This is a genomic window from Mesorhizobium sp. A623 (assembly GCF_054489405.1).
Genome location: NZ_JBTMXB010000031.1, coordinates 41,560 through 53,263, shown reverse-complemented (window position 1 = coordinate 53,263; position 11,704 = coordinate 41,560). Strand labels below are relative to the sequence as shown.

Below are 11,704 nucleotides of genomic sequence, written 5' to 3'. Positions count from 1 at the left end.
GGACGGTAGTCGATCCGTCCATGCGAGGGAATACGGATTGGCGCGTCGCGCCTATTCATGCCTGATAACAACCGGATCGAGCAGGACCATCGGCGAATCAAACGCCGGAGATGGTCCATGCTCGGCTTCAAATCGATCACCTGCGCCGCGACTATCCTGTGCGGCGTTGAAACGGTGTTCAAGGCAACCATCTGAGCCAAGTATGGCGAGTTCGGTATTCGTCCGATCGGCTCTGTCGAAGAAGCCACGATATTTCTCGATGGCTGGCCGACGATGGAACGAGGTCCTCTCTATTACGCCGCCGCGAGCAGCACCGAAGCCGCAAACGCTGGGTCCATACCGCCGGGTGAGGCCAAGGATGCCGTTGTCGAGTTTTTGGATGAGTCAGAGGCTCTGGCTGAGGAAAGGCTTGCAACCTGAAGTCATGACACCGGCGTGATGATGACGGGCAGCACGACATGTCGGCACTGTTTTTCCTTCATCAGGGTGTTGGCGATCTCTTGTGCGTGGAATTCGTCACGAACTCGCCAGCCTGGTCATTCGCGATTGGCTTGTCGCCAACGGTTATCTGCCCTTCCATCCCCGGCCTCGCGCCGGGTTTTCGTATCCGCCGGTAAGAACCTTTGATCGCGGCGACGTTGACCTCGCGTCCTCAATCCCGATGATGCCGACCCGCAGGGAGCGAAATCGAAGGGACGATAGATGACCCGTAAATTCCAACTTCTCGCTGCCATTGGATTGGCGACAATTGCCTTGGCTGCATGCAGTCAGACACAGTCGCAGGATCCCCAATTCCCGCCTGCAACGCAAGCGCCACCCCCGCCAAGCTCAATGTCAGCACCATCTGGCACGACACCAACGCCTCTGCCGGCACCCACGGAATAGCAGAGACATAACGCTCATGCGAAAATCCCGCGATTGACGGGGTTTTCGTTGCCCGGCGGAACGGCTGTCTGTTTATCCACAGTGCATAGTTGCCCGAATCATAGGGCGCTGGCAGCATGTTAGGGCTGACGAGGGGGTCAGCGGGTTTGAGGCTCGATCACGCTTCGGCGATCCTCCCACGATCGAGCCTCGCCCTGCTATTGTAGATTATATCGCCTGCCACTCAGCCGCCTCCGGGCTCGCGGCAAGCCCTTCCTTTGCTAACAAGGCCCGATCTCCTATCGGGTTTCATTCCAAGCCTATTGAGGGCCAATCAACCGTGCCATCCTGAATGCCCAAATCTTAAACATGCCGGAGGTTACTATGCATCGACGAATCTTCTTGGTGGGGACGGCGGCAAGCATTGCCTTCGCTGCTGGTTGCCAGAGTGAGGCTGCGAAATCGCCACCCCGTTCGGGCATTTGCGATCAGGAAACAGCAGCGGCACTCGTCGGTCTAGATCGAGTATCCGACGCTCAGGCGAAGCAATTGACCGGTGCGACGATCGTTCGGCAAATCAAGCCTGGCGACCCTGTCACGATGGATTTCCGGCAGGAACGCGTCACTATCGAAACCGATCCAAAAACAGGCAAGATCGTTCGAGCCAGCTGCGGCTAATATCTCCTTCTCTTCGCGGGGGTTTCGTTCAAGCGAGGAGATTGAGGGTTACATCGGGTAAGAAACTTTGAACCTGGCCCAGTCCTTCAAGCGTTGACTTACCACTTCTTCCTCTGCCCTTTGCGAATTGTGGGGGCTTTATCGTGAGGGACGAAATGACCCGTAAGCCATATTTTTTCGCAATTCTGGCCCTTATGCTGGCAGCGACTGCGGCATGCAGTGATAATTCGGGCGGATCGTCTACAGACGGAACAACACCTGCACCGGCCGATAACAGCACGATGGCGCCAGCTGATACCCAGGCAACACCCCCCGCTGACAGTGCACCAGCGCAATAAAAGATCTCGAATTGAGCCCCGGCGAAAGTAGGGGTTTTCGTTTCGACGGGCGAGACCCTGTGGAGCGACAAGCTTCCTGGCGGAGGCCAAGCTGAAAGGAAATCGTTCGTTGCAACATTGCTCGGAAAGCGGCCGCCGGGACTCGTATCGAATGAATTGAATAATTTGAGCAGGCCGGACACCCCGAGGAAGGATTTCTCATGAGTACCGTCGTGAACGCCAAAGGTATCCCTCTTGCCTACACCGGTGGTTCCACTCATTGGTCCTCGGCGACCGAGTCGGGACCGGAACTGCACGGCACTTCCGGAAACGACTCCTTGTGGGGAGACAGCAGCGTCAATGTCACAATGGATGGTGGCGCGGGCGACGACTACTATTATCTCTATTCCACGATCAACAGGGCGGTCGAGGATGCAGGGGCAGGTGTCGACACGATCGACACCTGGATGAGCTACAAGCTCCCCGATAATTTCGAGAACCTCGTCGTCACCGGCAATAATCGCTATGCGTTCGGAAATGCATCGGACAACATCATCAAGGGCGGGTCCGACCATCAGACGCTGGATGGTGGCAAGCAACCCTTTCCGTCGATGTCGGGTTAGGCACAAGCTGAGCTGCGAACTCGTTCCGCGAAGTAGCGCAGATCGCGCAACGGGATCGCTGCTTGCCGGCGCCGTTCATTGACATCTTCAATTATGCTGGCAGCTTCGTAGGCCTGTCGGGCTTGGTTGAGCTGCAAATCCAGAGCCTGCAGTCCCGCTTCCGTGACAAGGTTTGGTCCTGGGGAAATCGCGCGGGCAGGCAGCACAGTTTCCGAAGCGGTTTCGGCACTGTCTTCTTTTGTGAAAGCAACACTCAATCTCGAAATCCCTTGGACGGGGTCAGAATTGTCCCACACGGTGCCGCCTCAGCGTATCCGTATATCGGTTCACCCAATTTCAGAACGATTGCATCGATTTCAATCACCGAGACGGGAACAGACCGTTTTGATTAAATTGGTCGAGTGTATCGGGAGTTTCTTCCTCCCCCTGGTATCGCGGGCCTTCGCCTTCGAAGTGGAGAAGCGTTATCTCCTGATCATATCGGTCCGACCGGAAACACATTTCGAAGGCCGGTTCCGGAAACCAGACATTCGCGGCCTTCATTGTTCCGACCAGCGCTGCGTCCGAATAGTCTCGGCGCGAAGCAAACGCCTGCTGCGGCAACTCAAAGACCGTGTCTTTCGTCTTGAGGTATAGGCCTGTCTTGAATGCCGGGCCACTCGATTTCGCCCAGTGTGCGAATCCTTCGTTCGACACGATCATGATCGCCCTGGTGTCGGTGTACTCGAGCCAACGGAGAATCGTTGCGGTCAACGAAACCCCATAACGTTTTGCGATTCGGCCAAGCGCCTCGAAGTCCGGGCGTTCTTTCGCCGGTAGCTGTTTCCGAAAATCATGAAACGGCATCAAAAGCGCCGCGGCGAATTCGTCCGCCTCCTTTTCAATTCCGGAACCATTGCGGCGGACAACACTATTCTCGTCGCAATAAATTCCGTGATCGTAGGTGCTATCCTGCTCGATCGTTCGCCGATGAAGGACATAGTGTCCAAGCTCATGTCCAATCGTGAAGGCTCGTCTGCCGGCGGATTGGTTGGCGTGATACATTATAGCCCATTGGCGCGGCTGTGTTTCACTGTAGACGAGCGCACCGACGCAGCCTGAGAGATTGCGCGCCACCACCTCATGAATTGGTCCGCTAGGTTCGATCTTTGCCGAATATTCCCGAGCGAGTTCAGCAATGGCCACAGGACCTCGGTCGAAACGATCCGCCCCGAGGACAATATCCAGCATTTGCGTGATGCGAGCAGTCTCTTTCAGAGGACGGGGACGTTCTGTTTCAGTCATTTCGCCTTTTTGGTCCCAAGAATTTTCGCCATCTCGCGAATCTGCCGACGCGTATCTTCTGGAAGACTACTATATTCCCGGTAGAAAGCAGTGTCCTCCGCCTTTTCCAGGGTCTGTTCATCTGAACCAATCAGATAGTCCACCGTGACGCCCAACGCCGAGGCGATTGCCGCAAGTTTCTCTGCCGACGGGCGTGGTGGATTCTTGTTTTCAAGTTCCCAGATATAGCTTTTAGCGGAGCCTGTTTCCTGAGCGAGCTTGTCCAACGTCAGACCCTTCTGCGTTCGCAGTTCTTTGATCCGGGTGCCAAATTTCATTTCAAATCCACCGTAACGGTTGTCTCAAACGTCTATTATCCACAAGTTCGGACTAGGCTAATTTTAGAGCCCTTGACAGCAGCATTCAAGCCGCCCATTTATGTTCGGAGTAGCGACATTTTGAATCAGATCATAGTGAACCTACTGGCTCAGGGGAGGATGGCATGATGATCCACGATCAATCGGGATTGAGTCCCGGGATGGAGAAGAACATTGAATACGCAGTACGCATTTTCTGGAATTAACCCGTTTAACGATCCGCTCGACCGCATTCTCGCAGAGATCGCGCTGAGCATCCAGCTCCCACCTTCCCTCCACGACAAGGCGAAGAGCCGATACCAAGCTGTCAGGAACCATCTGGAAGCGACGGTAGCGTTCCGCGATCAGATCGAGCACTTCTACCCGCAGGGCTCGATGGCGATCGACGCCACGATTTCCAACCGTGGTACCGACGACGAATTCGATCTCGACATTGTTTCTCAGTTGGGTGGCCGTTTCCGCGCTATGGAACCCTTGGAAATCCTTCGCGCGCTTGCGACTGCATTGGCCAACTATCCAGTCCAGCGAGTGAGGAGGCAGACCCGCTGCGTCACGCTCTACTACGCCGACAAGATGCATTTGGACATCACCCCCGCGCTTCGGGAATACGGAACGAGGGATCGGGAGAGCTTCATCACCCACGCCAAAGGGCCCGAGCGCTCAAGCGACGATCGCCTCGTGGACATGAACGCCTATGGATTTGCGGGCTGGTATGACGAAAGAACTCCGCTCGAAGCCCGTATGGCGAGCGAGTTCCATCGACGGTGGCGCGACATGGATCACAGCATCGCAAAGGCCGATGCGGAGGTAGATGACGTCCCTGATCAGACGCACTTCATCGTCAAGAATACTGCAACCCTGGCCCTTCAGCTCATCAAGCGCTTCCGGAACATTCAATACGCAGGATATGTCGGACGCATTCCCCCGTCCGTGATGCTGTCTTTTTATGCCGGTCAAGCCGCGCAACCCAATTCCTCACTTTCGGCAATGATCATCCGAATTGCGAATTGGATCACCGCCGACATCGAAAATGCGTCGCTGTACGGACGCAAGCTGCGTGTCGCCAACCCCGTCTGTCCCGACGACGTGTTTACAGATCGCTGGCCAGAGTCGGTGACTCAGCAAGATGAATTCGCCGGTCATCTCCGGGCGCTTGTTCGCAGCCTGGAGCAAATGCGCCGCGGAGAAATGTTCCCCGACGACATGATGGACTGGCTGCGGGGTAATTTCGGCGATCGCGTGGTGACCAGGGCTGCAGATAACATTGCTGGCCAAGTTGGCTCAGCAATTCAGAAATCGCAGCAGATCTATTCGAAGAAGGGCGGCGTCCTCTTCCCGACACCGGGTATCATCACCGGCGTCGCGGCGGCGCCGCTGGCAAGTCCGGCCGTGGCAGCCGCTAGGCCGCATACATTTTTCGGGAAGAAGATCTAATGTCTGCCCTTCCGCTGTCCGTCGGCGAACAGATTGCGGCCATGAAGACTACATGGCCGCAATTAGCCGCAAGAAATATCCACCAACGCGCGCAGTCGGTTCGCTGGGTAGGGGACGTGCGGCCGCAACATGTCCGCTACACGCTCGAAATTCGTTATCGGATCGGCACGCAGCCAGAAGTCAGAGTAGTAGCACCAGTTCTCGTGCGGCTCCCAGGTAACGAGGAGGGCCAACTTCCCCATATCTACCCGCCGGTCGATGACCCAACTCTGTGTCTTTTTGACCCCGAGAACAACGAGTGGGACGCATCCATGCGAATTGCGGAAACCACGGTCCCATGGGCGCTGGATTGGCTCGCCTGCTACGAACTCTGGCTGATGACGGGCAGATGGACAGGCGGAGGACGACACGCCGGACAACCGCGCGTCGCTTCAATAGAGGATCGGATACAATGAACTATTCACCTCCACGCCGGTCCGATGGGACGATCCAGCACACCCGCACCAAATTGCCGTGGCCGAAAGACCGGTTGTTTCGTATCCTGTCGATTGACGGAGGTGGTATTCGCGGAGTCTTCCCGGCCGCCTATTTGGCGGAGATCGAAAAACGCTTCCTGGGTGGGACATCGATTGCCAATCATTTTGACATGATCGCTGGTACCTCTACAGGCGGAATTATCGCGCTGGCATTGGCGCACGGAATGACTGCGCAGCAGGCGTTGAACATCTATGTCGAACGGGGCGAACGTATCTTCCCCGTAAGTACCGGTGTGCGGAAATTGGCCAAGCTTGCGCGCTGGATTTTCAAACCCAAACATGATCAGTCCGTCCTCAAGGACGAGCTTCTCAAGATTTTTGGCGACAAAGTCCTGGATACTTCGACCAAACGCCTCGTGATACCGAGCTTCGAGGGCCTGCATGGCGAGCCATTCTTGTACAAGACGCCTCACCATCCTGACTATCAAAAGGATCGGCACAAGAAGTTCGCCCACGTCGCACTGCACACGACGGCAGCTCCGTCTTACTATCCGGCCGTCGACGACGATGGCTACATTATGATCGACGGAGGGATCTGGGCGAACAATCCGGTGATGAACGCGGTGGTCGATGCCTTGGCCTGTTATGATGTTCCCCGCGAGAACATTCGCGTGCTCAGCATCGGTACCGGCGAGTCGACTTTTACGGTTGACGAGAGGGCTCGCTCCGGCGGAGCTAAGGAGTGGGCGTTCATGAGGTCGTTTAACGCAGCCGCACGAGCCCAGTCCAAGAACGCCCTCGGGCAGACCTACCTGCTCGTTGGGAAGAACAATGTCATTCGGATAGACCCGCCTGAAACGGACACTCCGATTGAGCTCGACGACACTCGTCGGTCGCTTCGAGAGCTTCCTCTGACTGCGCGAAGTCTCGTTGAAGGGTCCGGCCATCATGTGCAGTCGCTATTTCTGCTGGACGATGCCACCAAATTCGAAAAATATCCCGTTTGTTGATGCGCCACATATGGCAATCGATCGCATCCCGCGATGCCATACTGGCCACGATAGGCCAACGCATTCCTGATGGTGTTGGCAGCTCTGCCCGCGTTGACGAGTCAACTCCTCGACAAGAACTCACCGGCCTTGTGACCGGCGATCAGGCTATGGTGTTTTTGGATTCTCGACCTCTGCTTTGACAGAACAGCGCCGCCCGTGTAAACGTCCTTAGTCCTCGGACAGAGGACAGCGGACAACATCGAATGAAAAGCCAGGACATCGTCATACTGCTCAAGCTCATCAGCCTACAGGAGCAGGAAAAAGAAAAAGGTGTCGAAACTCTGCGCCGAGAAGCGCGGGGCGAGGATCCGTACTCGGTCCGGAATCTGGAGTCTTCTCTTGGCATAAGCAAGACGGAGGTCAATGCATCCATCAATCGAAGTCTTGCATCCGGTATCGCGGCCAGGGACAGAGACACGGGCCGAGCGAAGCCGAGCCGCAGGAGCCTGCAGAGTTTCATCGTGCACGGGTTGAAGTTCGTTTTTCCAGCGAAGCCTGGAGCAATGCAGCGCGGAATCCCGACCGCATTTGCGGCGCCCGTCCTAAAGAACGCCCTAATAAGCGCCGGCAGCTATATCTATGTATGGCCCCATGCCAGCGGCCGCGACATGGGACAATCGGTGACGCCGTTGTTCAAAAGCGTTCCTGAAGCCGTTCAAAAGGATGATCGGCTGTACGAGTATCTTGCCCTTGCGGATGCGATAAGACTCGGAAACCAGCGCGAGGCTGGCCTCGCGGCAGAGCGTCTTTCGGAAAGGCTTGCGCAGAAATGACCAGCATCCAAGGCCAACTGCTAGCAATGCTAAGGGCTGTCGCGGAAGCGCTGGGCGACGACCTGCGCAACCGCCTTGTGTTCGTCGGCGGATGTACGACCGCTCTTTTCATCACCGATGCCATCACGCTCGAGGATGTCAGGGCGACTGACGACGTCGACCTAATTGTCGATCTGGCCGGCTTTTCGGAATGGGCGCAACTTCTGGAACAGCTTCGAGAGCGAGGGTTCTCGGAATCACCCAACGACAGTGTCATTTGCCGAATGCATCTCGGCGAGATCAAAGTCGATTTCATGCCAGACGATCCCAAAATCCTCGGATTCAGCAATCGTTGGTATGAAAGCGGCATCGAGACTGCGGTCGATTGCCCGTTGAACGAGAACCTCATCATCCGCCTCCTAACACCCGCACTTTTCGTCGCGACGAAGCTGGAGGCATATCTTGGCAGAGGTGGGAACGATCTGCTTTCTAGCCGGGATGCCGAGGACATACTTTTGATCGTCGACGGCCGAGAAGAGTTGGTCGCTGAGCTCGGAGCCGCAGACGATGAGGTCCGCACCTACATCGGTGACCAGGTCAAAGCTCTGCTTGAAGCCCCAGATTTCGATGACTTTCTGGAAGGAAACATCAGAGCCCCCCAAGGCCGGGTCGAGATCGTGCGCGAGCGATTTGTTGCGATAAGCCAATATGCCAGCGGTGGCTGACATGGGCTTTGAAGTCGATTGGCACAGCCAGCAGGGTACAAGAACTCCGGACAACCGCGACTATGCGGGTGTCGGTACACGCGCTGACACGGCCCTATTCATCATCCTGGACGGTTCTACATCGACGCCCACGAGCGGAGAGTTGGTTCGCGAGATCACCCGCGACATAGTCAATTGGTATGTCACATCAGCCGCTGAGATAACCGTCGAGACTTTGACAGCGCAGCTGCGCCGAACACACGAATCCCTGTCCAAAATTTTTCCATCAGATAGCGCCAGCTACGGGATCGCGCATCTTGATACTTCAGGGCGGGCTCTTGTTTTGCACGCCGGCGATTGTTTGTTTGGATGCTACGATGAAAAAGGCCCCATTCAATGGCTGACCCAGCCGCACACGCTTGCGAACGCTTTAGGTGAGGTGCCGGTTGATGAGATCATCAACGTCAGCGCACGGCATCGGCTGACGCGGAGCTTCCGATCTCGAGAATTCATCATGCCCGACGTGGCAGAGATCGAGCTAGCCGATAACTCTCTCGTTGCGGCGACAGATGGATTCTGGGCCGAACTAAATCTAGCCGAACAATGGGAATTCGTCGATCGACGCTATCAGCCAACAAGAAGCGAGAGAGACGATCGCAGCGTGTTGCTCATTCGGCACCTCGATGATGGCCGGACAGATCGGCTTTCCCAACGACGAGGCGCTTCAGAAAACGTGTACTTCAGGAGCACGGTGAAAGAGCAAATAGACAATCCCAGTCGCTAATCCCCGCAAACAGTATTGCGCCTTGTGCCGGTGCCTTGCCCTCAGCGCATGGCGCCTACAAGCTGTAGCTGCGGCACTGTCTCCGCCTGTTGCCGATCGGCATGCATGTTGATCCGCCCGACGAAAATACGCAGTTGCGGCAGGCTCGGCCAAATTACGTCAAACAAGTCGCCAGAGTGGTCCGAAGGCGAGCCTCTTCATGACCTTCCGCGCCCAGTATGTGCCTTCGGCCTCCTCCGCCCTCGCTCATGTCGCCTTCGCCGTAGGATGGGACCGGCGCTTGGCGCTCGTACTCGACCCGGGCAGCTCTGTCTCGCCACCCCCGTCAACACTGTTGGCGAGAGGCGCGCCTTGACCTACGTGACGTACAACTTCTGACGCTCTAGGATGTATCGTCGCGTTCCCAACCACATGTAGAACTTATATGCGCGGCTTGCCATCGATGTCGCCAACTCTCGGGCTTACTGACGCTATGAGCACGGTTGATCTTGCATGCACAGTGTTATTCTATGGCATATCGTCTCACGTATGTAGCAGTGACGTTGGACGGCTGGGGCCGTGGGAAAGGGGGGATGCGTGGAACCGGAGGGGAGCAAGACGACGCTGCTCGCCCGTGCTCGCGTTGCTGCGCGGGATTTGGCGCGTGAGGCCACGTCACCGCAGGCCCGTGCCGATGCATGCCTCGATCTGCTTGCGGATCTCGGCGTGGACGAACGGCTCGAGCCATTCCGAAAGGCTCTCCATGCTCTGCCCGTCGACGAGCGTCATTACTGGATCGGGACGCTCTACACGCTCATGTTGCCAGCTAAAGTTCGGCGGTCGCAAGCCACCTATTTTACGCCCCCAGCGGTTGCAGATGCGGTCGTAGATTTCGCCATCGAGGCTGGATTTGATCTGTCGAGTGATGACGTCCTCGATCCGGCGGCGGGTGGCGCGGCCTTCCTCTCAACGATCGCTGGACGGATGACCTCAGCGGGCCTCGATACAAAGGAAGTCGCCTACCGGCTGAACGGCATCGAAATCGACGCGGGCCTCGCCACCCTGTCACGCAGGCTGATAGCCGAACGGCTGAAGGCGCCCCTACCGCGGGAGGTGATTCTCATAGGGGACGCGCTGCGCGTGCCGATCCCAGCCTCCTATGGGTTGGTCATCGCGAACCCGCCGTACGGCCGAATGTCGATGGAGGAGGTCCGCGGAAATGCGTGGCGGCGGGTCGCACATAGCGGGCACATAAACAAGTATGCCCTATTTTCCGAACTCTGCTTCCGCAACGCGAAGCCTGACGGTATCGTGGCGCTCGTCATCCCGTCGAGCTTCCGGTCGGGCCCGCTCTATGATCGCATGCGCCAGTTCATTCGGTCGCAAGGCGAGGTCCTTACCATCGGCTCGATCGCAGGTCGCGACGGGGTCTTTCTTGACGTAGCCCAAGACATCAGCGTGCTGATAGTACGCAAGGGAAAGGCACATCGCCCAGATGCGAAGGTTCGGTTTCCAATCATCGGGCCGGCGGTAACCGCCGCGCCCGCTGTCGAACAGGCTCTGCCCGCGACGCCCGGGGACGCTTGGCCGCTACCGCCGGTCGACCCTGAAACGATCGGCGGCGCGACGCTGGCCGACTATGGCGTGACAGCAAAGGCAGGATACTTCGTCTGGAATCGCGAGCGAGCGCGGCTTGTGATGAAGCTCGGACGTCTGGACGGCTTTCCGTTGGTATGGGCAAAGAACGTTCGAGCGGGAGAAGTATGCCGACCCGCAGGTAAGCAGGGTACGAAGATGGACTTCGTTACCTTCGCAGAAGCAAGCGCGGCCGTGGTCCGAACACCCGCGGCCGTCATGCAGCGCACGACAAACGATAAGCAGTCGCGGCGGCTCATCGCGGCAATAGTCGATCCTGCCGTTGTGGTGCGATGGGGAGGCTTCGTCACTGAAAATCATACGATCGTTCTCACCGCCGAGAGCCCCAGACGGCTTGCCCTCGCCGTCAAGCTGCTCAACACGAGCGCGGTCGATCAGCGATACCGCCGTGTTTCTGGAACGGCAGCGGTTTCTGTCACACTGCTTCGGCAACTTGATCTTCCGACGCCGGCTGCCTTCTCGGCTGCGCTCCGCGAGGCCGACGGAGACGCGGAAACCGCAGCGTTGACCGCATACCGCAGTCAGCAAGAATCGGTTGAGGCGTGATGGCGCGGTACCGACCTTTTGACCGGGCACCTGGCACTGAACTCAAGGACCGGGCGCTGCAACGCCAGACGCAGCTGGATAAGCGGGCAGGTCTCACCTCCAAGATAGCGTCGATGGCCTCGCGGCAAGCGACGGAAACGGTCTTGGCCCCGGAACCTGTCCATCGAGCGCCGCGGAACGTCGAACGGTATATCGAGGC

11 protein-coding genes and 3 pseudogenes are annotated in these 11,704 nt (G+C 57.3%); 11 read left to right on the top strand and 3 right to left on the bottom strand.

Annotated features, from left to right (window positions below):
• Window positions 1-66 precede the first annotated feature (66 nt).
• From ACX3P1_RS22480 to ACX3P1_RS22465, 4 genes and pseudogenes are all read left to right on the top strand, one after another.
• Window positions 67-177: pseudogene (locus ACX3P1_RS22480) on the top strand (DDE-type integrase/transposase/recombinase); the annotation flags it as partial.
• A 39-nt stretch (window positions 178-216) separates the two neighbouring features.
• Window positions 217-420 (top strand): DUF982 domain-containing protein, encoded by a 204-nt coding sequence (locus ACX3P1_RS22475; RefSeq protein ID WP_459081821.1) that lies wholly within the window; start codon window positions 217-219, stop codon window positions 418-420.
• A gap of 828 nt (window positions 421-1,248) precedes the next feature.
• The gene (locus ACX3P1_RS22470) at window positions 1,249-1,542 is read left to right on the top strand and encodes an I78 family peptidase inhibitor (RefSeq protein WP_459081815.1); all 294 of its coding nucleotides are present in this window, start codon (window positions 1,249-1,251) and stop codon (window positions 1,540-1,542) included.
• Window positions 1,543-2,080: 538 nt separating this feature from the next.
• A pseudogene (locus ACX3P1_RS22465) lies at window positions 2,081-2,452 on the top strand (1,3-1,4-beta-glycanase); the annotation flags it as partial.
• Between the two features lies 1 nt (window position 2,453).
• Here the strand turns inward: ACX3P1_RS22465 and ACX3P1_RS22460 are convergent.
• The 3 genes and pseudogenes from ACX3P1_RS22460 to ACX3P1_RS22450 all read right to left on the bottom strand — a co-directional run.
• Window positions 2,454-2,739, bottom strand: a pseudogene (locus ACX3P1_RS22460) (transcription elongation factor GreA); the annotation flags it as partial.
• A 103-nt stretch (window positions 2,740-2,842) separates the two neighbouring features.
• Window positions 2,843-3,766 carry an ImmA/IrrE family metallo-endopeptidase gene (locus ACX3P1_RS22455; RefSeq protein ID WP_459081814.1) on the bottom strand — a complete coding sequence of 308 codons (924 nt, stop codon included), beginning with the start codon at window positions 3,764-3,766 and terminating at the stop codon, window positions 2,843-2,845.
• Window positions 3,763-4,083, bottom strand: coding sequence for a helix-turn-helix domain-containing protein (locus tag ACX3P1_RS22450; RefSeq protein ID WP_459081813.1), 321 nt, complete (start codon window positions 4,081-4,083; stop codon window positions 3,763-3,765). The genes ACX3P1_RS22455 and ACX3P1_RS22450 overlap by 4 nt, the downstream gene beginning before the upstream one ends.
• 213 nt (window positions 4,084-4,296) lie before the next feature.
• Between ACX3P1_RS22450 and ACX3P1_RS22445 the strand changes: the two genes are divergently transcribed.
• From ACX3P1_RS22445 to ACX3P1_RS22415, 7 genes are all read left to right on the top strand, one after another.
• Entirely contained in the window at window positions 4,297-5,556 is a 1,260-nt protein-coding gene (locus ACX3P1_RS22445) for a nucleotidyltransferase domain-containing protein (protein WP_459081812.1), read from the top strand.
• Window positions 5,556-6,011, top strand: coding sequence for a hypothetical protein (locus ACX3P1_RS22440; RefSeq protein WP_459081811.1), 456 nt, complete (start codon window positions 5,556-5,558; stop codon window positions 6,009-6,011). Before ACX3P1_RS22445 ends, ACX3P1_RS22440 begins: the two co-directional genes overlap by 1 nt.
• Window positions 6,008-7,042 carry a CBASS cGAMP-activated phospholipase gene (locus ACX3P1_RS22435; RefSeq protein WP_459081810.1) on the top strand — a complete coding sequence of 345 codons (1,035 nt, stop codon included), beginning with the start codon at window positions 6,008-6,010 and terminating at the stop codon, window positions 7,040-7,042. The genes ACX3P1_RS22440 and ACX3P1_RS22435 overlap by 4 nt, the downstream gene beginning before the upstream one ends.
• A 245-nt stretch (window positions 7,043-7,287) precedes the next feature.
• Entirely contained in the window at window positions 7,288-7,857 is a 570-nt protein-coding gene (locus ACX3P1_RS22430; protein WP_459081809.1) for a hypothetical protein, read from the top strand.
• Window positions 7,854-8,561, top strand: coding sequence for a hypothetical protein (locus ACX3P1_RS22425; protein ID WP_459081808.1), 708 nt, complete (start codon window positions 7,854-7,856; stop codon window positions 8,559-8,561). Before ACX3P1_RS22430 ends, ACX3P1_RS22425 begins: the two co-directional genes overlap by 4 nt.
• Window position 8,562: 1 nt before the next feature.
• Window positions 8,563-9,324, top strand: coding sequence for a protein phosphatase 2C domain-containing protein (locus ACX3P1_RS22420; RefSeq protein ID WP_459081807.1), 762 nt, complete (start codon window positions 8,563-8,565; stop codon window positions 9,322-9,324).
• A 576-nt stretch (window positions 9,325-9,900) separates the two neighbouring features.
• Window positions 9,901-11,505 carry an HsdM family class I SAM-dependent methyltransferase gene (locus ACX3P1_RS22415; RefSeq protein WP_459081806.1) on the top strand — a complete coding sequence of 535 codons (1,605 nt, stop codon included), beginning with the start codon at window positions 9,901-9,903 and terminating at the stop codon, window positions 11,503-11,505.
• The last annotated feature ends 199 nt before the right edge of the window (window positions 11,506-11,704 follow it).

What these genes read in the sequence shown, in the direction of transcription:
- ACX3P1_RS22470 (WP_459081815.1), top strand. Translation starts at nt 1,249, where the DNA reads ATGCATCGACGAATCTTCTTGGTGGGGACGGCGGCAAGCATTGCCTTC.
- ACX3P1_RS22455 (WP_459081814.1), bottom strand. Translation starts at nt 3,766, where the DNA reads ATGACTGAAACAGAACGTCCCCGTCCTCTGAAAGAGACTGCTCGCATC.
- ACX3P1_RS22450 (WP_459081813.1), bottom strand. Translation starts at nt 4,083, where the DNA reads ATGAAATTTGGCACCCGGATCAAAGAACTGCGAACGCAGAAGGGTCTG.
- ACX3P1_RS22440 (WP_459081811.1), top strand. Translation starts at nt 5,556, where the DNA reads ATGTCTGCCCTTCCGCTGTCCGTCGGCGAACAGATTGCGGCCATGAAG.
- ACX3P1_RS22435 (WP_459081810.1), top strand. Translation starts at nt 6,008, where the DNA reads ATGAACTATTCACCTCCACGCCGGTCCGATGGGACGATCCAGCACACC.
- ACX3P1_RS22430 (WP_459081809.1), top strand. Translation starts at nt 7,288, where the DNA reads ATGAAAAGCCAGGACATCGTCATACTGCTCAAGCTCATCAGCCTACAG.
- ACX3P1_RS22425 (WP_459081808.1), top strand. Translation starts at nt 7,854, where the DNA reads ATGACCAGCATCCAAGGCCAACTGCTAGCAATGCTAAGGGCTGTCGCG.
- ACX3P1_RS22420 (WP_459081807.1), top strand. Translation starts at nt 8,563, where the DNA reads ATGGGCTTTGAAGTCGATTGGCACAGCCAGCAGGGTACAAGAACTCCG.